Origin of the sequence: Pseudomonas putida (assembly GCA_041879295.1) — a bacterium.
Taxonomy (GTDB): Bacteria; Pseudomonadota; Gammaproteobacteria; order Pseudomonadales; family Pseudomonadaceae; genus Aquipseudomonas; species Aquipseudomonas putida_Y.
In genome coordinates, this window is the sequence record CP047152.1 from 2,320,592 (window position 1) to 2,343,132 (window position 22,541).

17 protein-coding genes and 1 pseudogene are annotated in these 22,541 nt (G+C 56.2%); 6 read left to right on the forward strand and 12 right to left on the reverse strand.

The window, feature by feature from the left end; translation table 11 throughout:
- Window positions 1-36: 36 nt before the first annotated feature.
- The gene (locus GST84_10470) at window positions 37-684 is read right to left on the reverse strand and encodes a hypothetical protein (protein ID XGB12771.1); all 648 of its coding nucleotides are present in this window, start codon (window positions 682-684) and stop codon (window positions 37-39) included.
- A 978-nt stretch (window positions 685-1,662) separates the two neighbouring features.
- Between GST84_10470 and GST84_10475 the strand changes: the two genes are divergently transcribed.
- Genes GST84_10475 through GST84_10485 form a run of 3 tightly spaced genes read left to right on the forward strand, consistent with a single transcriptional unit; the run spans window position 1,663 to window position 6,995 of the window.
- Window positions 1,663-3,042 (forward strand): tyrosine-type recombinase/integrase, encoded by a 1,380-nt coding sequence (locus GST84_10475; protein ID XGB12772.1) that lies wholly within the window; start codon window positions 1,663-1,665, stop codon window positions 3,040-3,042.
- Window positions 3,043-3,046: 4 nt separating this feature from the next.
- Window positions 3,047-6,361, forward strand: a complete 3,315-nt coding sequence (locus GST84_10480; GenBank protein XGB12773.1) for an integrase — start codon at window positions 3,047-3,049, stop codon at window positions 6,359-6,361.
- Window positions 6,354-6,995 carry a hypothetical protein gene (locus GST84_10485; protein XGB12774.1) on the forward strand — a complete coding sequence of 214 codons (642 nt, stop codon included), beginning with the start codon at window positions 6,354-6,356 and terminating at the stop codon, window positions 6,993-6,995. Before GST84_10480 ends, GST84_10485 begins: the two co-directional genes overlap by 8 nt.
- Before the next feature lie 615 nt (window positions 6,996-7,610).
- On the opposite strand, the pseudogene pncB reads toward GST84_10485, so the two are convergent.
- Both pncB and GST84_10495 read right to left on the reverse strand, forming a co-directional pair.
- Window positions 7,611-8,474, reverse strand: a pseudogene (pncB, locus tag GST84_10490) (nicotinate phosphoribosyltransferase).
- Complete coding sequence (locus GST84_10495) at window positions 8,471-9,121, reverse strand: isochorismatase family protein (GenBank protein ID XGB12775.1); 651 nt, start codon at window positions 9,119-9,121, stop codon at window positions 8,471-8,473. The pseudogene pncB and the gene GST84_10495 overlap by 4 nt, the downstream one beginning before the upstream one ends.
- 138 nt (window positions 9,122-9,259) lie before the next feature.
- On the opposite strand from GST84_10495, the gene GST84_10500 reads away from it, so the two are divergent.
- Both GST84_10500 and GST84_10505 read left to right on the forward strand, forming a co-directional pair.
- A complete protein-coding gene (locus tag GST84_10500) occupies window positions 9,260-9,967 on the forward strand; it encodes an NUDIX hydrolase (protein XGB12776.1) in 708 nt (235 codons plus the stop codon).
- 200 nt (window positions 9,968-10,167) lie between these two features.
- Window positions 10,168-12,219, forward strand: coding sequence for a TonB-dependent receptor (locus GST84_10505; GenBank protein XGB12777.1), 2,052 nt, complete (start codon window positions 10,168-10,170; stop codon window positions 12,217-12,219).
- 85 nt (window positions 12,220-12,304) lie between these two features.
- Here the strand turns inward: GST84_10505 and GST84_10510 are convergent, their stop codons facing one another.
- On the reverse strand, window positions 12,305-13,717 hold the full coding sequence (locus GST84_10510; protein ID XGB12778.1) for a cytosine permease: 1,413 nt from the start codon (window positions 13,715-13,717) through the stop codon (window positions 12,305-12,307).
- Between the two features lie 377 nt (window positions 13,718-14,094).
- Window positions 14,095-14,547 carry a winged helix-turn-helix transcriptional regulator gene (locus tag GST84_10515; GenBank protein ID XGB12779.1) on the reverse strand — a complete coding sequence of 151 codons (453 nt, stop codon included), beginning with the start codon at window positions 14,545-14,547 and terminating at the stop codon, window positions 14,095-14,097.
- A 111-nt stretch (window positions 14,548-14,658) separates the two neighbouring features.
- Between GST84_10515 and GST84_10520 the strand changes: the two genes are divergently transcribed.
- Window positions 14,659-15,273, forward strand: a complete 615-nt coding sequence (locus GST84_10520) for a LysE family transporter (protein ID XGB12780.1) — start codon at window positions 14,659-14,661, stop codon at window positions 15,271-15,273.
- A gap of 83 nt (window positions 15,274-15,356) precedes the next feature.
- Here the strand turns inward: GST84_10520 and GST84_10525 are convergent, their stop codons facing one another.
- The 7 genes from GST84_10525 to GST84_10555 form a co-directional block, all read right to left on the reverse strand.
- Window positions 15,357-17,540 (reverse strand): response regulator, encoded by a 2,184-nt coding sequence (locus GST84_10525; protein ID XGB12781.1) that lies wholly within the window; start codon window positions 17,538-17,540, stop codon window positions 15,357-15,359.
- A 152-nt stretch (window positions 17,541-17,692) separates the two neighbouring features.
- Window positions 17,693-18,256 carry an NUDIX domain-containing protein gene (locus GST84_10530; protein ID XGB12782.1) on the reverse strand — a complete coding sequence of 188 codons (564 nt, stop codon included), beginning with the start codon at window positions 18,254-18,256 and terminating at the stop codon, window positions 17,693-17,695.
- 2 nt (window positions 18,257-18,258) lie between these two features.
- A complete protein-coding gene (locus GST84_10535) occupies window positions 18,259-19,011 on the reverse strand; it encodes an FCD domain-containing protein (protein XGB12783.1) in 753 nt (250 codons plus the stop codon).
- An 88-nt stretch (window positions 19,012-19,099) separates the two neighbouring features.
- Complete coding sequence (locus GST84_10540; protein XGB12784.1) at window positions 19,100-19,489, reverse strand: 4-carboxymuconolactone decarboxylase; 390 nt, start codon at window positions 19,487-19,489, stop codon at window positions 19,100-19,102.
- Window positions 19,490-19,675: 186 nt separating this feature from the next.
- Window positions 19,676-20,161 carry a flavin reductase gene (locus tag GST84_10545; GenBank protein XGB12785.1) on the reverse strand — a complete coding sequence of 162 codons (486 nt, stop codon included), beginning with the start codon at window positions 20,159-20,161 and terminating at the stop codon, window positions 19,676-19,678.
- 12 nt (window positions 20,162-20,173) lie between these two features.
- A complete protein-coding gene (locus GST84_10550) occupies window positions 20,174-21,655 on the reverse strand; it encodes an aldehyde dehydrogenase family protein (protein ID XGB12786.1) in 1,482 nt (493 codons plus the stop codon).
- Window positions 21,652-22,485 (reverse strand): alpha/beta fold hydrolase, encoded by an 834-nt coding sequence (locus tag GST84_10555; GenBank protein ID XGB12787.1) that lies wholly within the window; start codon window positions 22,483-22,485, stop codon window positions 21,652-21,654. The genes GST84_10550 and GST84_10555 overlap by 4 nt, the downstream gene beginning before the upstream one ends.
- Between the last annotated feature and the right edge of the window lie 56 nt (window positions 22,486-22,541).

Consider the following 22,541-nt stretch of genomic DNA (forward strand, 5'->3'; position numbering starts at 1 on the left):
ACTCAATTTCATTCCAGATGACGTGGGGATTATCAGCTATTTTTTAATGTCTTTTGGGTTGGAGTAAGCACCCGAGGTCGCTCGGATGTCGTGTCCTGTCTTGAGGTTTAGTGCAGTAGTTGAATAGTTATAATGCTTCGCGTAGGTGCAAAACTTGTTGAGCATAGCCGAATAGTAGATGGTTGACGCTCTTCCCAACCTTGGCTCAACTCCGGCGGCGCGAGCCCAGTTGGTGCATATTTGGCTAAGCATGGCCGAGGTCATAGGTTTGTTTGCATCTTTGTCTGATGCAAAGAGGTATTCGTCATGTGACAGTCTCGATGCCTGGATGTGCTCATATATGGTACTGCCGTCTTTTATGGTAGTACGATTTGAGATATAGCTGTTGCGAGCTTTTTTTAACTCTATTTCTATTTTTTGATCGTCGTTGGTTTCGTGGGTTATATGGCGTACTTTGATTGGCAGAAATAGGGCCGGACGTAATCCAGAATTGATTAAGCTTAGTAGGGCTTGATCCCTTAGGCATCCCGACTCGGCAACGCTACTGTTGATACGGCTCAGTTGGTCTGTGGTCAATAATTTTCCTTCAAACATCATGTGTTCTGTTAGCTGATGAAACGGCAAAATATAGCTTTGAAGAGTGTTTGGATAGGACGATCTGGATTGCTTCTTCGAGTTAGACATATCAAAAGCCTCTTGGGTGCTGTGTTAGCAGTGAAGCATTACATGACATCGCTGATGAAGGATGGCAGTGCTTCAAAACTTTAGAGCTCGCTCTCTTAAAAGCAAGTGGTGCGCTTGGTCATCTGATGGCTCTTTAGTGGCGAGTGGCTGTGATTTTTGTCAATATATGTATTTGATTTAGAAGCTATTAAAACTGTACCGGTCTGTTATCAGTGGGTTACGAATGTTATTGGTAAACTGTTACGGTTCGTACTTAACGATGGGTGGTAGGGGACAGTAAAATTTCCCGATGAATGGTATCGCTAGCCAGCATTCAACTGCGTTGAAATTTGTAAGTTCGAGCTCAGCTGCTTCAGCTATTACGTTAGAAGCTGAGCGTATGCTGACAGAGCAATCAGCAGATCTAGCTGAAAGGCTCTCGCTGAGGGGCATGAAGCCCTGCCTGGAAAATCAGGGCTTCTATCTGAAAGTTGACGGGTTGAGAGCAGTGTATCTATGCGCCGTCTGTCGGGGGATCAGTCTCTTGGAGCAGTACAGTTCAACTTTGAATTTAGCTAAGTCTCTGATTTGTAGCCAGTACAGTCAAAAATGAAATATATAAATTGACAACTTTTGGGTAAGCCTTGATTCCACAGGGTGGAGCCGGATTTTTTATTGAGCTAGCATGACATGCAATACTTGTGAGCTTAGAAAATGAAGTGGGCGTGTTGTGGATGCTCTTAAGTTGAGCGGTTGTCTTGAGGCTTGTTTTAGCCCTCGGCTTGAAGAGGATAGGCGTCGTTTTTGTGGCTATTTCCTATCGGAAAAGTTTTCCTGTAAATCTTTATTGGGTGTGGGTGGCTCAAGGAAAAATTCACGAAATTTATCTAGTGCTTGCTTGTGTATTCTTTTTAGCTTTCTTAAGTGCTAGTGCTCGCATTCAATAAGATGTGGTTGATCTTGCGCAGTTTTTGGCTATGTCGTTAATAGGTGGCGAATATGAAAACTCTATTCGAGTCATCACATCGTGAGTTCAGGCGCGTCATTGGTGATGCTACGCAGCGAAGTGTTGTATTACCAGTGATAATCACTGACCAAGGTGCGCTTGAACAGCCTATTCGGTACCTCTACTTAAGGCGACGTAAGAGCCGTTCTTGGCAAGATGATGCTGTATTTGCTCTTCAGTTATTAGTGGATTTTACTGCCGTTAATCAAAGCTATTATGGAAAACCTCAGGATCTATTTACTGAGTTTTCGAACGCTCTTTACACCGGTACGATCCAGGGGCGGTTTGATCCCTCAGGTCTTTACTGGGATCCACGCCCAAATGATGCGAAAAAAATAATCCGCCATATTACCCGATTTACCGATTGGTTATCTAAAGTTAATAATGACTGCAGTCTTCAGCTAAATCCTTGGCGCGAGGCTACAGGTTATGAGCAGTACTTGAATTGGGCTGCGCATTCCCACCGGAAACACAATGCGTTTCTCTCCCACCTGTTTGTCGATAGAAGTGAGATCCATAATTCTAGGGAGGTACGCGCTGAAAATTTTCCCATTGATAGTCACACTGCGCTTAAAGCCTTTCCTGAAGAGAAATTAGGCGAATTGCTGTTGAATGGCTTCCGACGAGTGCGACGTGATGGGCGTGGGATCATCAACCTAGGTAATGTACTAATCACCATATTGATGCATTACGGCAGCCTGCGCTTGTCTGAAGCGCTCTCATTGTGGTGCGACGATGTAACAATTGAGAACGGGGAAGTGGTGGTAAGAATTTATCATCCCGAGTTTGGGCTGGCTCCAGATGGAAAAAGCACGCGTGCTGCGTACCTTCAACGGCGTTACGGACTTGTACCCCGAAATCAGCTCGTTAAGGCTATAGACCCCCTTTACCTTGGTTGGAAAAGGCCTGTAATTACCGATATATATCGAAAATGCTTCGAAGTCTATTTCTTTCCGCATGTGGCTGCTATTCATTTTGTGCGTTTATGGCGTGAGTATCACCATATTCAACGTGTTAAACCACAACCAGGATTTGAGCATCCATATGCTTTTACTAACCAATACGGGCAGCCATATTCTCACCGAATGTTTCGCAAGGCACATAAGCTTGCTGTCGAGAGAGTGGGTTTGGCTCATGGAAAGATACGTGGGACAACTCCACATGGACATAGGCATGCTTTTGGGCAACGAATGGCTGGGGCAGGGGCGTCGAAGCTTAAAATTAAGACGGCTATGCATCATGCGGCCCTTTCCTCAAGCGATCCATACACACAGCCTTCTGCTGCAGATTTCCGCCAATACATGGCTGATTTAGAAGATCGGCTTTCTGAAAAGTATCTAGACGCTATATTTAAAAATTCGAATATGAGGTAGAGGTATGAGAGAAAATAGCACTGAGAGATACTCGTATTCAGAAGCTGAAGCTGCCGTTCGGAAACTAAAGATAAAGAGCAAAAAGTCCTATTTTCTGCGTTATCATGAAGATGCTGGCCTGCCTCGAAACCCAAGTATTTCTTATCGTGGCAAAGGTTGGGTAAATTGGTATGTTTTTCTAGGTAATGCCGATCGTACAGCATATTACAGTCGTTACGAGGATGCCAAGGCTGCTGCGATAAGGCTCGGCCTCAAGGGGGCGGCTGATTACAAAATTCGTCGCAGGGAAGATCCTAAATTGCCTGCAGTTCCTTCAACTTTCTATATGAATAAAGGGTGGGAGGGAAGTTGGGGTATTTTTCTAAATATCAAGAGGTATAATTATGACGAGGCTCGAGCTTCAAGTTTAAGTTTAGGCATCAAAAGTATGAATGAGTATAGCCTCCGGTATCACGAAGATCCACTACTTCCTGCCGCCCCTCAGATCGTTTTTTCGAATAAAGGGTGGAGTGGTTGGTGTCATTTTACGGGGAGAAGTAAGAAAGAATTATATTCCTACGAGGAGGCACAGGCGGTTTGCTCAAGGCTGAATATTAAAGATGTTGCTGGCTACACCGCTTGTTGTAAGGACGACCCTAAGCTACCAGGGTCTCCTCACCATACGTATGCCGGTAGAGGGTGGAAGGATTGGTATTGCTTTCTTGGGAAGAAAAGATTTCGTTGGTACACATTTGAAGAAGCAAAAAAAACATGTCAAGAAATGGGAATTAAATCTAACAATGATTATTCGAAGCGTTACCGTGAGAACCCGAGGCTTCCATCCGCACCCGAGAAAACATATAAAGGCATCGGCTGGCTGGGATGGTATGATTTTTTAGGTAACGAAAAGCCTGAAAATTTTAGTTCTGACTATCCTCGTATTATGGCAGACGCGGATCGTTGGATTAAAACTCAAACCTCAATACCGATTAAAAGGGCCGCTATAAAATTTTTGTTAAATTGTTATGTTAGAGGTTTGGGGCTTCCTGATGATCCATTGTATTTACTGTCAAAGTTAAATGTTTTCGAAGCATCATTCTATACTGGTTTGATTGACGAGTTGCCACCGTCTGCCAAGCAGTCTTACCATAATGCATTAGCATCTTTTTTTACGTGGCTGTTGGAGCAATACTGCGTTGATGATGAAGGGGGCGAGCGTGTCGTGCTTCCGGATTATCGCAACCCATTATTGACAGTTCTATCAGAATATTTTGACGGGCTCGAAAAAAATCGTCCATCACAGTCAGTTAAGCCAGTTTTAGGGTATGAGTATATTCTGCGAGCTCGCAATTATTTGGTTCCCAATAGCGAGTCATCTTTATTACGGAGGCCGACGTTAAAGAGTTTACCTCACTTGCAAGAGGTGTTCGATTCAAAATGGGATTGGAAGGATGTTGATAAGAGCTGTATTGATATGACAGATCCGAATTGTGTTTGGCGTCTAGTCACGAAGCCAGGATTAGCTGCGGGAGGGGCAGCAGTTCGAGTTGATCAGTATCAAGTCTGGTCGCCACTGCGGTTTATTGCACTTTATACTCTATTGCGCTACCCACTACGTGGTCAACAAATTTTGTGGCTTGACAGCGGGGAGGCTGATGCAGAGCTGCCTGTTCTTAGTGATAATGGGACGATCTCATGGAAAACTAATACAGAATGTGTGGTTTCAAAAGGACGAAAGTCACGCTCCTCTCAAGGAGTTATACAGCGGGGAGCTAACGGAGTAGCTGAATGCTATATAACTACAAATAAAACTGGTCGTAAGGTTGGTGGTTATCGAGTCGATTGGATTCCGGATGATTTGGTGTACTGGTTAATTGTGCTGCGTGAGTGGCAGCGCAAATATAATCCTCTCGTTAAGCCAACGGCATGGACTGAAATTGAGCTTCCACAAGAAACAAATGAAAAAATTCTGAAAGCTCGAGGAGCGCAGTGCTTCTTGTTCCGAATAAACTCTTCGGGGCAGCCGCTTTCGATTAAGAACTGTTTCGCGCTCACCTTGCCGGCCGTTCTTTATAGAATTCAGAGGGATTCTGAGGATCTTGCCTCGAAGGGTGAGTGGAGAGCCCAGTATAATAGTAAATATACGCCTCACAGTTTGCGCGTGAGCTTAATTACTGCATTTATCGCTGATGGGGATGCTCCACTTCATATCATATCAAAATTGGTGGGTCATGCCAATTTGGTAATGACTATTTACTATACAAAACTTAATAGTGAGCAAATCAGGCGGCCTATGGGGGAGATTGAAAAGTTGGCAGGCCAGCGTGCAGCAGAGCGAACGCTAGAGTCCATCAGGCTCAATGGGTTGTCAGCAGTTAAGGGGCAACTAATCGCTACAGTTGGGAATCGTGCGCTCCTCGAATCTAATGTTCCAAAAACTGCTTGTGTTGTATTTGATTTTGGAATATGTCCTATGTCCGCTGCTGGATGTCATATCGGTGGTGATATTATTATTAAAAGGCAGAAAGAGGAGTTTTACAATCCCGTTGAAGGAGGTTATTTGGGGCAAAAGAATTGCGCGCGGTGTCGATTCTTTATCACTGGAGTACCGTTTCTTGGAGGGTTGGTAGCACTTGCCAATGAAATCTCACTTGAGATCAACTCTGAGAGCATGCGTTATTTGAAATATACTGATGAACTAACCTTGCTTGAGCAGCGGTACTATGATGCATGCCGTGCTGGGATACCTTTTCAGGATGAAACTCAACGGAAGAAAGCTGTAGGTAATCAAGAGTCAAGTGCCGGAAAGCTTGAGGTGTTGCTGCGTGATTACGCATCGCTTAATGCTCACATTCAAAGCTGCATAAAGCTTGTTAATCAGGAAGGGCAAGGTGGTACAGAGGGCATTAGATTAGTTTCCGCAGGTGAGATTCGTGAGGTAGGTGTCGCATTTAATGACTCTGACTCGCCATATCATTTACTTGCTGAGATATGTCAGAATGCTGTTATCTATAAGTCAGCCAACCCTTCACGCGCTATACCCTTGATAGCTCAAGCAATTGATCGGATGGCGGAAAACAATGGTTTACCCGCTCGGATGTTCAAACTCACTGACGAACAGACACTCGTAGTCGCTAATGAGCTTACCAATCTCTTGATTCAACGCTTGGGTTCTTGGAGTAGGATTGATGACCTTTTTACGGGAAATTTGATGTTGCTTGATGTAGGGGTCGAAGAGCCATCATTGGAATGTATTACAGCTGAGGTTAGACAGGTTCTTTCACGCACTAGCAATAGTGCTGGGGCGACTATTGCTCAGAAGGCGGGTTCTAATGGCTGATAATTTATTCTCCCCAGAAGATACGTATGAGCGGCTGATTAACGAAGCGAGTGATCCGCGCCGTAAGAGAAGTCTTGGGGCCATTAATACGGTATGTCGATTGCTCCACGAGCGCCAATCTCAGGATTTTACATATAAGAATATAGAAACGCTTGGGAAAGATCGAGGGCTTCCGATCCCCAGTGAAAAATCAATTGTCAATGATGCCGGTTCTCACTATCGTGAATTAATCCAGTCCTGGAAAAAGTTTTCTCTTAACGACAAAGCAAAAAACGCCTCAATACACAGCGATTGGATAACCTCAATCGAAGATCCTGTGTTGCGATTGAATGTTTCGATATTAGCTAAGGAGTTGCGCTCTATAAAAGCTAAGATTGCGAGGCAGGGGCGTGTTAACAGCGCGCCAATATACTTGGGGTCAGGTCAACATGAAGGGAAAATTCATTCGGGTAAGCTCAATTTAAATGATGCTGAAATCAATGCGCTCAAAGGCGCCATAGACTCTCAGATTCTTACTCAGCTTGGATATCGCTTCGGCGAGCGGGGGGAGGTGCTGGATATGAAGGGTAAGCAAATTTTCAAGCCAGGGTTTCGTGACGCTCTGGAGAAGATCCTCTCTCTCCATACAGAATAGTGTGATGTGAGGACTTTGGGGTCACTCCAATTAAATGACAGAGGCTCTCGGTTCGAGTAGCTCCCATATCTCGGCAGATAAGCGCGAAACCTTCAACCAATGTTGCTATGACGATGCAGACTGCGTTTCGTTACTCTTCAGTCGGTGTCCACAAGTTTCCTTTAAATGAGCTTGCAAAGCAGGCCACGCTCAACTCATTGATCATGCGTCTTCCACGGCAGGTTCCCGGCAGGCATTCGTACGCTTTCGTTTACCTCTCTATCTTAACTGCGTAGTTGGAAAACCTTGGAGGGAATCATCCTGGTCACTTGGTCGCACCTGATTTTGACAGGTGGATTGACCTAAAAATTCAGCAACAGATTCTCGTCCGCTTGCTGCCAGTGGGCTAGTCAAGGATGAGCAGACGGCATTCAGGACAACGGCTCTTAATAAAACACTCTGAGCTTTCGCATTCTGGGTGACCGCTGGAAACCACTCTCGCTCGGGAGGAGCTCTGACCAGTTATGGAGGATCGCACCTGGCTTTCTGTTGATGGCGAGTGTTTATGGTTTTATTTGGGGGGGGATGGGGGTGAGTAGTAGAGCTTACTTTTGGGACTCTGCTCAGGGATAACTAATCATGTCGCAAGCCGTCGAATAGCTTGGCGAAGTACAGGTCGAAATCGCCGAGGAACGCGTCCATGGTAATGCAGTCGGTCAGGGCGATGCCCAGCAGCCCCCGGTACTCCCGCACCCAGCATTCCAGCGCGGCGGCTTGGCTATCGACCAGACGCGGGCCGAGCTGCTGGTGGGCCATGAACCATTCGTGGGCCATGGTGCCAAGCGGCCTGAGTTCGAATTCGCGAGCCAGGTGAACATTGCTGGTGCCGACAAATCGGCCCGGAAAGTCGTGCTTGAGGATGTGCACCACCTCTTCCTGCACCCGGTAAGAGAAACGCCGCCGGGTACCGAAGTCTGCCAGCTGGAAGCCAGCCAGCTCATCGGCGCTGGCCTCGGCCTTCAACCAGTCAAGCTTCTGGTACAGCCGTTCGCCGACCTGTTCGAGCATCACCTCACGATAACGGTAGCGGTTGCGCACCTCGCTGATGATCGCCAGCAGCGGGATTTCATAGAGAATCACGTGCAACCATGGCCCACGCACGCGGATTGCCAGTTGCCCGGCGCCGTCCAGCCCCACCTGCACATAGCGCAGGTTGAAACGGAACAAGCTGAGAAAGCGAATGAAGTCCGGTTTCAGGAACGGGATCTTCTCCAGATAGGCCAACTGGTCGTGGGTGACCGTGACCTCGGCCAGTTGTTCTACCTGGTAGCGGATCTCCGCCAGGTAAGGGGACAGGTCTTCGTCATTGCGGCAACGGAACTCCCATTCCACTTCGGCATTGGGGTAGTTATGCAGCACCGCCTGCATCATGGTGATCTTGTAGAAGTCGGTGTCCAGCAGGTTCTGGATGATGCGTGGGCCGAAAACACTATCTCTCATGGGCGGTCTTCCTTGATCAGGGCAAGCTGGTGGTCGAGGGCGACCTCGTCGCCGCAGAGGATCACGCCCTCGGCGGCCAGGGCGCCGCACGCCTCAATGGCGCCGGCCTGGGTCAGCGCGCGGCAGGCTGGCAGGTACAGCAGTACCTGGAAGCCGGCCTGGCGCAGCTGGCGGGCGGTGGTCTTGACGCAGTAGTCCAGGGCCAGACCGCCGACGATCACTGCACCTACCTGCTGCACCTTGAGGTACTCGATCACCCCGGTGGAACGGCGTTCGGCGAGGTCGTGGTAGCAGGCGCCGTATGGGTGAAGATCGGGTTCGACCCCCTTCCACACGAAATAGTCGTAGTCGATAGGGGCGGGCAGGCCGGGTAGCAGTTCGAAGCCCGGGGTGCCGGGGACGCAGTGGCTGACCCAGGTAAGGTCGGCGTTGGCCAGTTGCAGCGGCTGCAGCATGTGTGCAGGGTCGGTGACCACCCACGCGGCGTTGGCCGGGTGGGCATCCTTGCTGCCCAGGCGCAGGTCGGCGCGCAATGCCATGGTATTCAGGTCAACCGCAATTTCATCGCCTTCGGGAACAGGAAGCTCCTGCGGCGCGTTGGAGGTGAAGCCGTTCTGCGCGTCGACATCGAAACTGGCGATCTTCATGGCGATTCTCCTTGCTGGAATGCCAATATAATTCATCTGGTGCTATAAGTATGTCAAGTGTTCTAGATAGCGGGTTCAATGGTTGATTTACTTAGTGGCTCTGGTGGATTATTGGCTCACTGAACAAGGAGTAGCCCGGTGAGTACAGTTGAAGTCCTGACCAGCGTCGATATCGTGGCCCTGCGTCTGGCCCCTGATGCGCAGCATCTGCAGGTATTGTTGCACCGTCGTGAGCGCGACCCCCATGCCGGCCAGTGGGCCTTGCCCGGTGTGATCGTCAACGGCCGTACCCCTGACATCAGCCTGGAAGCTGCTGCCGAACGCGCGCTGCGCGAGAAAGCGCAGGTTGTGCCTTGCTACATGGAACAGGTGGGCACCGAGGGCAATGCCTTCCGTGATCCGCGCGGCTGGTCGCTCAGCACCTATTACCTGGTCTTGCTGGACCCGGGGGAGGTCGTCCAGTGTGAGCAATTGGCGTTTTTCGACTTGGACAGCGTATTGGCGCGCAAGGTGCTCTTGCCGTTCGACCATAACCTGCTGGTGGAGCGCGCCCGCGATCGGTTGGCGGCAAAGACGGTGTACAGCAGCTTGCCGCTGTATCTGCTGGCAGAGAAGTTCACGGTGCTGGACGCATTAGGCGCGATGCAGGCGTGTTTGGGGCAGGCGGTGAATAACACCTCGCTGCGCAAACGCCTGGAGCGCTTGCGCGAGCTGGGGTGGGTGAGGGACACCGGGGAGAAGAACCAACCGAAGCTGGGTAGGCCGCAGCAGCTGTATCAGTACACACCGCAGGGTGGCCGGGCGTTCATGTTTGATCGCAGCTTGTTGCCGGAAGGAGGCCTATAGCGTCCGTAGGATCGCCGACTCGACCGGATGAGCTGATAAAAATGTCCGTGTCGAGCAGGTTGAGCGTCAGCACCAACGGGTCAAAAACCCGATACGCTCACGCTAATTGTTATGGTATAACATATTTTACTTAAAGCAGACGCAGATCTTGCCTCCTCTATCTGTGCGCCAACATATTCAACCCCGCCTCAGGAACCTCCATGCGATTCACCCCAGCCTCGTTTGCCATCTTTACGGCAATGTTCACACCTGAAGTCCTCGCCGAACAGACCGGTACCTCCACCATCGTCCTCGGTGAAGTGAATATCACCCAAACGGCCGGTACAGCCTTGAGCACTGAAAATGTGCTCACGTCGGTCGACGTCCTGGGCGGCGACCAGGTGCGAGACAAAAATGTGATGAACAGCTGGCAGTTGTTGGGGCAGATGCCGGGCATCCAGCTGACCGAAACGGGGCAAGGTGCCGAATCAGGCAAGGTCACTTTTCGCGCGTTCAATGGTGAGGGCTACATCAACGGCATCAAGACCCTGATCGACGGTGTGCCGAGCAACGTCAACAGTGGCAACCAGCGCTTCATCGATATGATCTTCCCGCTGGACATCGAGTACATCGAGGTGGTGCGCGGTACCAACGATCCGCGCTATGGGCTGCACAATATCGGCGGCAACATCAACTTCGCGACCCGCCAGGGGGGAAACTATGTCGATAGCCGTGTGACTTACGGCAGCTTCGATACGCGCGAAGTGCAGTTGGCGGTCGGGCACGAGGAGGGGAATTTCGCCCAGAACTATATCCTCGCCAAGCAAGACAGCAACGGTTACCGCGACCACAGCGAATCCAACAAATACACGCTCGGCGGCAAGTGGTTCGTCAGCAACGACGAACAAGACTTCCGTGTCGGCCTGATCGCTCGCCTTTACCACCACCAGGCCCAAGAGTCAGGTTTCCTCACCCGCGAACAACTGCGCGCCAGCCGCACCCAATCGCCGGCCAAGAACGCCAACGATGGTGACGACCGCGACATGAAGCAGTTGAGCCTGCACGCCGACTGGCAGCTTGACGACGACCTGAGTCTGAGCAGCAAGCTGTACTACAACAGCTACAACGATGATCGAACCATCACGTTCACCGATTACCAGCCCGGTAACGCGCCACGCCAGCGTCGGCAGTGGGATGAACAGCAGCGAGGGATGCTCAGCAACCTGACCTGGCGCGCTAACGATCTGCTGACGCTGGATGGCGGCGTCAACTATGAGGAGCAGGACAACCAGTACCGTCGCCTGCGCTACAACTACGGGATCCCGACCGATTTCGACGCCACGCCGGCACGTGTGCAGAACGACGACACTTACACCCTGCGCAATATTGGCGGTTATGTGCAGGCGGTCATTCAGCCGACCGACGCGCTGAAGATCATTCCTGCCATGCGCGTCGACAAGTTTTCGGGTAACAGCGAGACGCTCGGCGGCGTCAAGGCATCCCTGCAGGATTATGGCTGGATCCGCCAGCCGAAGCTGAGCGTAATTTACAGCCTCACGCCGGAGATCGACCTTTACGCCAACTGGGGGCGTACTTTCCAGATCCTTACGGGCTCTGGCGGGCCAGCTTATCGGGTGCCTGGGCAAGCCTCGTACGACCCGTCGATCAACACCGGCAAGGAAGTGGGCATCAAGTTTCAGCCATTCCCGGGCGCTCAGGCGCGGGTTGCGCTGTGGCAGCAGGACGCGACCGATGAAGTCGCGAACATGCCCAGCACTGGTACCACGGTCGGCCTTGGCGAAACACGCCGGCGTGGTGTGGACATGCAGATCAGTGCTCAGCTGGACGATCAATGGACGGTTTGGGCGTCCCACGCGATCCAGGAGGCCAAGGTGGTCAAGGCCTACGCTGCAAACGGCCAGTCATTGTCGGGCAAAGAGGTATTTTCCACTCCGCGCTACATCAGCAATGTGGGTGTCGACTACCGGTACAATGATGACTGGAAGTTCGGGGCGCAGGGGCGGGCGCAGGGCAGCTACTACATCGACGAGTTGAACGAGCAGGGTAAGTACGGCGGTTTTGTGGTCGTGGACGCCAGTGTCAGTTACCGTGTTACCTCGTCGACCAGCGTCGACCTGCAGGTTAAAAACCTGTTTGACCGTGAATACGAATACGTCTGGTACGACAACTTCTTCTGGGGAGGCAACGACCAGGCGATGTTCTCGCCGGCACCAGGCCGTTCAGCGTTCGTGTCGATAAACATGAGCCTTTGACAGGGCGGGTGCATTGGCAAGGAGCCTCTTGAGGGCGACACATATCGCCTTCAAGAGGTCTGCGGGATCAACAGGCCAGTGCAGCTTAAGCCACCGCTGCCAACTTGGCGCTGGTCTGCCGACGACGGTAGGCACTGTCACGGCTCGCCAGCCACCAGTACAGCGGCGAGGTGATCGCCAACCCTACCAGCCACGACAGGTCAGCCCCGTTGATGTGTTCGGAAATCGGCCCGACGTACAGCGGGGTGTTCATGAACGGTATCTGCACCACGATACCTACAGCGTAGGCGATCAGTGCCTGCGGGTTGTAGCGCCCGTAGATCCCACCATCGACCTGGAAGATCGACTGGATGTCGTAGTCGCCTTTGTGAATGGCGTAGAAGTCGATCAGGTTGATCGCCGTCCACGGCACCAGCACCACCAGCAGTACCAGCACCATGTCAACGAAATGGCCGATGAAGTCTGCCGAAGCGAACACTGCTACCACGCAGCAGGCCGACAGCACGATCAGCGACAACACTGCCCGGCTTTTGGCGGTGGGGATCCAGCGGTAGGCGAAGGTTTGCACCAGGGTGATGATCGACAGCACCGCGCCATACAGGTTGAGGGCGTTATGGCTGATCACGCTGAGCAGGAACAGCACCAGCATGATCGGGCCGAGCGTGCCGGTGGCAAGCTTGACCGCGTCCATGGTGTCCATGCCGGCCGGGATCGCCAGCACGGCCACGGCGCCGAAGATGAACGACAGGCTTGAACCCAGGGCCGAGCCCAGGTAGGTGGTCCAGAAGGTCGAGCTGACTTTTACATCTGCCGGCAGGTAGCGCGAGTAGTCCGACACATAGGGCGCAAAGGCGATTTGCCACAACGCCGCCAGCGACACGGTGGCCAGCCAGCCGGCCAGGTTGAAGCTGCCACGGGTGAGGAAATCGTCGCTCTGCACATGGGTGAAGATGTAGCCGAAGCCGACCACGATACCGATGCCCAGTACCCAAGTGCCAATGCGATTGAGTACGTGGATGAAGCGGTAGCCGATGATGCCGATGATGCCTGAGCCCAGCGCCCCGATGACGATGCCCACCGGTACCGGAACGGCGTCGACCACACCATGCAGTGACTTGCCGGCAAGGACGATGTTGGAAGCGAAGAAGCCGATGTACATGACGCCGGCGATCACCACCACCAGCAGCGCGCCGAGGGTGCCGAACTGGGCGCGGCTCTGGATCATCTGTGGAATGCCCATTTGCGGGCCCTGGGCCGAGTGCAGGGCCATCAGCACCCCGCCAACCAGGTGGCCGACAAGGATGGCGACGATGCCCCATACCAGGTTCAGGTGGAACAGTTGCACGCCCAGCGCGCCGGTGACGATGGGCAACGGCGCGATGTTGCCGCCGAACCAGAGCGTGAATAGATCCCTTACCTTTCCGTGGCGGTCTTGCGGGGGCACGTAGCCGATCGTGTGTTTTTCTATCAGGGGTGCCGAATTGGCTGCACTGGTCATGACTGACTCCAAGGCAAGGTAGGGCATTGGGAACTGCCCGGGGGCGTGCCGGCGGTGGGCGACGCGTTCTTGTTGGAGCGATGATGAGGGGCGCGGGGATAACGAGAAATTAGTAAATATGTACCCATAAACCTTAAAAAACCTAAGGCTGACAAAAGCTTAAGCGGGTGACGGTAGCAAGGAGAGTGCCAGCTGGCTGAAGGCCTTGGGTTAGAGGGGCGGCGGGTTGGCAACCGGATCACGGTGGGCTGGGTTGGTGCGATGTGCGCGTTTTCAGGGCAGATGAAAGGTTGCCTGCGCAGGCCTCTTCGCGGGTAAACCCGCTCCTACAGCAGGAGCGGGTTTACCCGCGAAGAGGCCTGCACAAGAGGAAACAGCTACATGGGTAACAACCGATCCTGAATCACTTCCTTCATCACCAAGGTCGAGCTCAAGCGTTTCACATTGGGGATACTGGTCAGATGCTCGTCATACAGCTTCTGAAACGCCGGCAGGTCCTTGGCCACCACATGCAGCAGGTAATCCGGGTCGCCGAACAGCCGCTGCGCTTCGACAATCTGCGGGATCTGCGCCAGTGCCGTTTCAAAGTCCGCCACCGGCTGACGGGTCACCTCGCGTAGCGTCACAAATACCAACGCGGCAAAGTTCAGCCCAAGGGCGCTCGGTGCCAGCCGTGCGTGATACCCCAGAATGGCTCCGGACTCTTCCAGTGTCTTCAAGCGCCGATGGCAGGGTGACAGGCTGAGCCCTACGCGGTCGGCCAGCTCGGTTACCGACAACCGTCCGTCTTTTTGCAGCTCGGCAAGGATTTTTCGATCAGTTCTGTCCATTGGGAAGAATCTTCCAATACATGAATGCTAAGGGGAAATATACGAAAGAAAATCCCCGAGCGAAATCCGTAATCTTTCGACATCCCAATGCAGTAGATAAGGAAGATTCAAGTGGCTATCAGTGTGCTGACGGCGTTCTGGGCTGTGTCGATGCTGTTCGTGATGACCCCGGGTGCAGACTGGGCTTATGCCATCTCGGCCGGCATGCGCGGGCGCTGGGTGATGCCAGCGGTGGCGGGGATGTTGTCGGGGCATTTCCTGGCCACGCTGGTGGTGGCGGCCGGGGTCGGCAGCCTGCTGGCTGGTCACCCGTTGGCGCTGACCTTGCTGACCCTGGCGGGGTGCACCTATTTGCTGTGGCTGGGCGGCAACCTGTTGCTCAGCCCGGCATTGCCGGCGGCCGGGCAGGGTGGGGCGGGGGAGTCTGGCTCGCGCTGGGCGTTGAAGGGGTTTTGCGTCAGCGGCCTGAACCCCAAGGTATTCCTGCTGTTCCTGGCCCTGCTGCCGCAGTTCACCGACCCGCAGTCGAGCTGGCCCGTGCCGTTGCAGATCTTGTTGCTGGGGCTGGTCCACCTGTGCAGTTCGCTGGTGATCTACACGCTGGTCGGCTATGGCGCCAGAGCTGTGCTCAGCACCCGGCCAGGAGCGGCAAAGCTGGTCGGGCGGGTGTCGGGGATGGCGATGATTACAGTTGCCCTGGGCTTGATAGTCGGGCAAATAAACTGATTTCGCGAGGCCGGGTTGGTTTCTCTTGGCAGTGTGGTTTTGAGCTTCGTGGCGCCGTTTATCGCCCATCGCGATGCAAGGTATCAGTGACCGAGTACTTTTCCGAGCACCTGGCACACCTGTTCTGCCGAGTAGGGTTTGGCCAGAAAGGTGAACCCTTGGTGCCCACCTTCGGCAATCGCCTCGCTGTAGCCCGAAGTAAGGATCACCGGCAACTGCGGGCGCTGGCGGCGAAGTTCGCGGGCCAGCGCCAGGCCACCCAAGCCGGGCATGACCACATCGGAAAACACCGCATCAAAATCACCTGCGGGGCTGGTCAACTGCGCCAGCGCCTCTTCCGCTGAGCGCGCATAGCTGACCCGGTAGCCGTGGTCCTCAAGGAACTGAGCCGTGAAGCTGCCCAGGTCGGCATTGTCTTCTACCACCAGTATCCGTCGCCGCTCGCCCTGTACCTGCGGCTGGCTGCCGGCCGAGGCGTCCTCGGGCGAGGCCGCAGGTGGGGCCTCTTGCGGCAGGTAGAGGGTAAAGGTGGTGCCCTGACCGGGGATGCTGTTCACCTGTACATCGCCCCCGGATTGCTTGGCGAAACCGAACACCTGCGACAACCCGAGCCCGGTACCTTCACCTGAGGCCTTGGTGGTGAAGAACGGGTCGAAGATGCGTTCCAGCAACTCGGTGGCAATACCGACTCCGTTGTCGCTCACCGATATCGCCGCGAACGGACCTGGTTGTGAAGGCTGACCGCGCAAGGCCGGCAGGCACTGGTCGGCCTGCAGGCGCAGCTGCAAGGTACCTTCGCCAGCCATGGCATCGCGGCCGTTGAGCATCAGGTTGATCACCGCGGTTTCCAACTGGCTGAGGTCGGCGCGGATGTGGCAGGGCGCTTGGGGAAGTTGCAGCTCGACCCGGATGCGCGCGCCAGTGACGGTGTCGAGCATGTCGGCCATGGCTTCCAGCCGTGGCCCGGCTTCGAACACCTGCGGGCTGAGGGCCTGGCGTCGGGCGAAGGCCAGTAGCTGGCCGGTTAGTTTGGCACCACGGTCGACCGTGTCGGACATGGTCTTGAGGTAGCGCTCGCGGCGCTCCTCGGCCAGGTTGGGGCGCTGCAGAAAGTGCAGCGACGAGCGAATGATGGTCAGCAGGTTATTGAAGTCGTGGGCTACGCCACCGGTCAGTTGGCCAATGGCTTCCAGCTTCTGGGCCTGGCGCAGCACGGCCTCGGTGTGCAGCAACTGAGTGGTGCGCTCTTCGACGCGATGTTCCAAGGTGGTGTTGAGCGCTTCAAGGGCCGCCATCGCTTCGCGCACTTCGGCATGGGCCTGGGCCCGCTGTATGTGCGCCCAGCATCGTTCGGTCACTTCCCTGATCAGTGTTTGCTCGTAGTCGGTCCATGCCCGGGGTACGCGGTCGTGAATCGCCATCAGCGCGGTCAGCCTGCCACCCTTGATCAGTGGCATGCAGATGGTGGCCGTAATGCCGATGGCCTGAAACGTCGCCGCCTCGTCAGTGGCCAGTTCGCGCAGGTTGTCGTTGATCACCAGGGCCAGGCCGCTGCGCAGGCGGCTGACTGCCAGGCGGCCGAAGTCATGCAGGTGATAGTGGCCCACCAGACGTGGTGAGCCGGGTGCCACCGCATCGCCGCAGATGGTGAAACCGTCCTCGTCGGGGTCCATCACCGCATAGGCGCAGCCGGACAGGCCGAGGTGCTCGACCAGCATGCGGGTGGTGATGGCCATGATCTGGTCCGGTTCGGCCGCCTCGGTAACGGCTCGCCCGAGGGTATCGAGAAAGTTCAGGCGTTGGTTGGTGACCACGCTGGCGGTGGTTTCGGTGACCGTGTCGAGCATACCCAGTATCTCGCCATCATGGCCGCGAATCGGGCTGTAGCAGAAGGTGAAATAGGCCCGCTCCAGGCCTCCGTTGCGGTCGATCATCAGCGGGAAGTCTTCGATGTACACCGCTTCACCGGCCAACGCACGGTCCGCCATGCTGCTGATTTCATCCCAGGCTTCGTGCCACACTTCGCGGAAGGGGATGCCCAAGGCCAGGGGCTTGCGACCGAGAATCGGGGTGAAGGCATCGTTGTACAGGGTGATCAAGTCCGGGCCCCACAGCACGGCCTGCGGAAAGTGCGAGGCCAGGCACAGAGCCATCGTGGTTTTCAGCGCGTCGGGCCAATGCTCCAGCGGGCCCAGGGGGGGGCTGGCCCAGTCGTGGTTGCGGATGCGTTCGGCCATTAGCCCGCCGCCGTCTAGCCATCTAGCCATGTGCTTTGCCGGTCCTCTGTCTCAAGGTCCTTAGGGTGCACCGAGAATAGACCGTTGGCGAGGCTTTTGTGATGGCCTGTGCTACTTGCACAAGCCTCTGCAACTGCGCGATCCGAGTGGGAGCAGGTTCACCCGCGAAGCGGCCGGACAGGCTAGCGGATGAAGTGCACCTTGCCGGTGTCATCATTGCCCATGTAAATGCCATACACCCCGGCCTGCCGCTCAAGGATGTAGCGCTCGAGAATTTGCCGGATGGCCGGGTAGTAGATCTCATCCCAGGGGATTTCATCCGGTTCGAAGAACTTGTACGCCAGCGTCTCCGGCCCATACTGCCCGGTCTCTTCGGTGACGATGGCACGGAAGATGATGTACACCTCGCTGATCTTTGGCACGCTGAAGATCGAATACGGCGAGACGATGTCCGCACGTACGCCGCTTTCTTCCCATACCTCTCGCAGCGCCGCCTGTTCGGTGGTTTCGCCAGCCTCCATGAACCCGGCAGGCAAGGTCCAGGTGCCGGGGCGAGGGGGGATGGCGCGCTGGCACAGCAGGTACTTTCCATCGCGCTCGATGATGCAGCCGGCGATGATCTTGGGGTTGATGTAGTGGATGTAGCCGCAGCCGGCGCAATGCAGGCGTTCGTGGGTATCGCCTGTGGGAACGCCCCGGGCCAGTTCCGTGGTGCAGTGCGGGCAGTAGCGCGGGGCATTGGGCATGATCAGCGACCTATGCGGGGTTCCTTCAGGGCCAAGGGTTCGACAATGTCGCGCACCTTGGCGTTGTCATCCTGCTTCTGGCGCAGGTAGTCCAGGGCCACCTTGGCGGCGGCGCGGACGTGGTCGACCGAGGCCTGGTGGGCTACCAGCGGGTCACCGCCCTTGATGGCCTCGACGATCTTTTCCATTTCGCGGTTGCTGGCGCCGCGGCGGTTTTCCTGCGATACCGAGGTGGCGCGCAGGTAGCTGATGCGTGCTTGCAACTGGCGCAACTGCTGGGCCGCCACCTGGTTGCCGGAGCCTTCCAGCAGCACATCGTAGAAACCTTGTACCGAATCCAGCACCTGTTGCAGCTCACCTTCTTCCAGTGCCTCGCGGTTCACTTCCAGCGCGCGTTCCAGCGCACGGATGTCCTTGGCCTTGGCGTTGAGGGTGAACAGTTGCACGATCAGGCCTTCGAGCACACAGCGCAGCTCATAGATGTCACGTGCGTCTTCCAGGGTGATGATGGCCACCCGTGGGCCTTTGGCGTCGGCGAACTCCACCAGGCCTTCGGACTCCAGGTGACGCAGCGCTTCACGTACCGAAGTGCGGCTGACGCCGAGGCGGTCGCACAGGTCGCGTTCGACCAGGCGGTCGCCGGGCAGCAGGTGAAAGTTCATGATAGCGGCGCGCAGCTTGTCGAGCACGATTTCGCGCAGAGTAACGGGATTGCGGTTGACCTTGAAGCTGTCGTCGAGTGGCTGGCGTTTCATCAGGTGCGCTCTTTATGAGGCTGTTGCGCCAACATCGCGGAATGCCTCGAACCGAGGCTTTCCATGCAGTGGTTCGAACAGCCCGTTGTTAACGGGTTGGCTCCGCATCGGCTTCGGCAAAGGCTTCACGGGCCAGGCGGAAACTGTCCACCGCCGCGGGTACGCCGCAATAAATGCCGACCTGGAGCAGGATTTCGCGAATCTGTTCACGGCTCAGGCCATTGCGCAGGGCACCGCGAATGTGCAATTTGAGCTCGTGGGGCCTGTTGAGCGCGGAAATCATGGCCAAGTTTATCATGCTGCGCTCTTTCAGCGACAAGCCTTCACGGCCCCAGACGTGACCCCAGCAATACTCGGTGACCAGCTCCTGCAACGGTTTGGTGAACTCATCTGCGTTCTGGATCGAGCGGTTGACGTAGTCCTCGCCCAGCACCTGGGTGCGGATTTTCAGACCCTTTTCGTACTTTTCATTGCTCATGTGCAGTACTCCGGCATAAAACAGGGGCCGCAACCGAGGGTGAGACGATTAGCGCGACCCCTGAAAACAGGGTCATCGGTGTTGGCTTTTTCGCGGGCTTGCCCGCGCCCACGGGTTCCAGGATCTGTGCGATACCTGTGGGAGCGGGCGAGCCCGCGAAAAAGCCAACATCGACTTCAAGATGTATCAGCCAAGCGGCGGCAGGGCGCCGAGCTTGCCCTTGTGGTACACCATCGGGGTCACCGGCTCGGCCGGCAACACCAGGTTCTTCACCGCGCCGACAATGATCGCGTGGTCACCGCCGTCGTACTCGCGCCACAACTCGCACTCGATGATCGCCGTAGCCTTGGCCAGCAGGGGGTTGCCCAGCTCGCTCAGGTGCCACTCCACGCCCTTGGCCTTGTCCTTGCCCTTGCCTGCGAAGGCATAGGCTTCGGCGGTCTGGTCGGCGGACAGCAGGTGGATGGCGAACTGCTTGCTGTCGCGCAGGATCGGGTAGGTGTCGGAGGCGTAGTTGGGGCAGAACAGCACCAGTGCCGGGTCGATCGACAGCGCGCTGAATGCACTGGCGGTGATGCCGACGATGCCGCCGTCGGCGTCCAGCGTGGTCACTACCGTGACGCCGGATGGGAAGGAGCCCATCACGTCTTTGTAGATGCCGGGTTCGATCATCTCGTGTTCCTCCTAGCGCATCACGAACGGGTCGGGCATCGGCGCGGTGGACAAGTTGATCCACACGGTCTTCAGCTCGGTATAGGCCAGCACCGAATCGATGCCGCTCTCACGGCCGTAGCCGCTGTTCTTGAAACCACCTATCGGTGCCATGGCCGACACGGCACGGTAGGTGTTGACCCAGATGATCCCCGAACGCACGTCGCGGGCCAGGCGGTGGGCACGGCCCAGATCGCGCGTCCAGATGCCGGCAGCCAGGCCGAACTGCGAATCGTTGGCTATGGCCAGCGCTTCTTCTTCGGTCTTGAAGCGGATCACCGCGGCGACCGGGCCGAACACTTCTTCCTGCATGATGGTCATCGCGTTGCTGTCGCACTCGAACAGGGTCGGCTCGTAGAACCAGCCGTCACCTTCAACGTCGGCACGCTTTCCGCCCATGTGCAGTTTTGCGCCTTCGGCCTTGGCTGCTGCCACCAGGCCTTCGACGACTGCCAGCTGTTGCGCGGTGGCCATCGGGCCCATTTCGCTGGCGTCGTCCTGCGGGTTGCCGATGCGGATGCGCTTGGCGCGGGCAATCAGGCGCTCGACGAACACGTCGAAGATTTCATCCTGCACCAGCAGGCGCGAACCGGCCACGCAGCTTTGCCCGGACGCGGCGTAGATGCCGGCCACGGCGCCATTGATGGCGCTGTCCAGGTCGGCGTCGGCGAAGATGATGTTCGGCGACTTGCCGCCCAGCTCCAGCGACAGCTTGGCGAAGTTTTCGGCACTGCTGCGCACCACGTGGCGGGCGGTGGCGGCACCGCCGGTGAAGGCGATCTTGCGCACCAGCGGGTGGCGGGTCAGCGCCGCGCCGGTGCTGGGGCCGTAGCCGGTGACCACGTTGACCACACCGGCCGGGAAGCCGGCCTCAAGGGCCAGTCGGGCCAGCTCGAGGATGGTCGCCGAGGCGTGCTCGGACGGTTTGAGCACGATGGTGTTGCCGGCAGCCAGGGCAGGCGCCAGCTTGATCGCGGTGAGGTACAGCGGGCTGTTCCACGGGATGATCCCGGCAACCACGCCGATTGGCTCGTGCACGGTGTAGGCGAACAGGTCGGGTTTGTCCAGCGGCAGGGTGCCGCCTTCGAGCTTGTCGGCCAGGCCCGCAGTGTAGTGGAAGAACTCCGGCAGATAGCCGACCTGACCGCGGGTTTCGCGGATCAGCTTGCCGTTGTCACGGCTTTCCAGCTGGGCCAGGTGCTCTTTGTTCTCGGCAATCAGGTCACCCAGACGACGCAGCAGCTTGCCGCGTGCGGTGGCAGTGATGCTGCGCCACGCCTTGCTGTCGAAGGCACGCTGGGCGGCCTGAACGGCCAGCTCCACATCGGCTTCATCGGCGTCGGGCAGTTGCGCCCAGGCCTGGGCGGTGGCCGGGTTGAGGCTGTCGAAGGTCTTGCCGCTCTGGGCATCGCGCCATTGGCCGTCGATGCACATCTGGAAACGAACGAGGGTCATGCAACAATCCCCTTGGCGGATTCGGTGAGGGTGCGGGCTTGGGTGAGGAAGTCCAGCAGCATCTTGTTGACTTCACGCGGTGCTTCCACCGGCATCATATGCCGTTGCTCGGCGAGGACCACACTGCGTGCGCCAGGAATACTGGCGGCGAGCTGGCGGGTCATGGCCGGGGTGGAGCCCGAGTCGAGTTCGCCGGTGGCGATCAGCGTCGGCACCTGGATACTGCCCAGGTCGTCGGCGCGGTACATGTCCTGAGTGGCGAACAGCGAATAAGTGGTGTGGTAGCCCTGCGGGTCGTTGCTCGCCAGCACCTGACGAATGGCGGCGACCTGCGCCGGGTTGGCAGCCTTGTATTCACGGCTGAACCAGCGGTCCAGGGCAGCATCGACGTTGGCGTCTGGGCCCAGCTCCGCCGCCTGGGCAGCACGCGCGATCACCCCGGCACTTTGCTCGGGGGTGCGGTTGAACACGCTGTTGAGCACAACCAGTGCAGCCAGGCGCTGCGGGTAATTGAGGGCGAACGCACGGGCAACCAGGCCGCCCATGGAGAAGCCGATCACGGTGGCTTGTGCAATTTGCAGGTGGTCAAGCAGTTCGGCGAGCTGGTCGGCATAGCCTTCCAGCGGTGTGTCGGCGGCCGGTACGCGGCTTTGACCGTGGCCGAGCATGTCGTAGGCGATGACGCGGTAGTCGTTGGCCAGGCCAACGAACTGACCGCCCCACATTTCCTTGTTCAGGCCCACGCCGTGGATCAGCACCACGGGTTGGCCCTGGCCGACATCCAGATAGCTGGTGCCGGCAGGTGTGCGTTCAGCGACAGGCTGAATCATGGAGGGCGCTCCTTGAAGGTCGGGCGCGGCGGGTAAGCACGCCACGCCCCGGCCCG

What these genes read in the sequence shown, in the direction of transcription:
- GST84_10470 (XGB12771.1), bottom strand. Translation starts at nt 684, where the DNA reads ATGTCTAACTCGAAGAAGCAATCCAGATCGTCCTATCCAAACACTCTT.
- GST84_10475 (XGB12772.1), top strand. Translation starts at nt 1,663, where the DNA reads ATGAAAACTCTATTCGAGTCATCACATCGTGAGTTCAGGCGCGTCATT.
- GST84_10480 (XGB12773.1), top strand. Translation starts at nt 3,047, where the DNA reads ATGAGAGAAAATAGCACTGAGAGATACTCGTATTCAGAAGCTGAAGCT.
- GST84_10485 (XGB12774.1), top strand. Translation starts at nt 6,354, where the DNA reads ATGGCTGATAATTTATTCTCCCCAGAAGATACGTATGAGCGGCTGATT.
- GST84_10495 (XGB12775.1), bottom strand. Translation starts at nt 9,121, where the DNA reads ATGAAGATCGCCAGTTTCGATGTCGACGCGCAGAACGGCTTCACCTCC.
- GST84_10505 (XGB12777.1), top strand. Translation starts at nt 10,168, where the DNA reads ATGCGATTCACCCCAGCCTCGTTTGCCATCTTTACGGCAATGTTCACA.
- GST84_10510 (XGB12778.1), bottom strand. Translation starts at nt 13,717, where the DNA reads ATGACCAGTGCAGCCAATTCGGCACCCCTGATAGAAAAACACACGATC.
- GST84_10515 (XGB12779.1), bottom strand. Translation starts at nt 14,547, where the DNA reads ATGGACAGAACTGATCGAAAAATCCTTGCCGAGCTGCAAAAAGACGGA.
- GST84_10525 (XGB12781.1), bottom strand. Translation starts at nt 17,540, where the DNA reads ATGGCTAGATGGCTAGACGGCGGCGGGCTAATGGCCGAACGCATCCGC.
- GST84_10530 (XGB12782.1), bottom strand. Translation starts at nt 18,256, where the DNA reads ATGCCCAATGCCCCGCGCTACTGCCCGCACTGCACCACGGAACTGGCC.
- GST84_10535 (XGB12783.1), bottom strand. Translation starts at nt 19,011, where the DNA reads ATGAAACGCCAGCCACTCGACGACAGCTTCAAGGTCAACCGCAATCCC.
- GST84_10540 (XGB12784.1), bottom strand. Translation starts at nt 19,489, where the DNA reads ATGAGCAATGAAAAGTACGAAAAGGGTCTGAAAATCCGCACCCAGGTG.
- GST84_10545 (XGB12785.1), bottom strand. Translation starts at nt 20,161, where the DNA reads ATGATCGAACCCGGCATCTACAAAGACGTGATGGGCTCCTTCCCATCC.
- GST84_10550 (XGB12786.1), bottom strand. Translation starts at nt 21,655, where the DNA reads ATGACCCTCGTTCGTTTCCAGATGTGCATCGACGGCCAATGGCGCGAT.
- GST84_10555 (XGB12787.1), bottom strand. Translation starts at nt 22,485, where the DNA reads ATGATTCAGCCTGTCGCTGAACGCACACCTGCCGGCACCAGCTATCTG.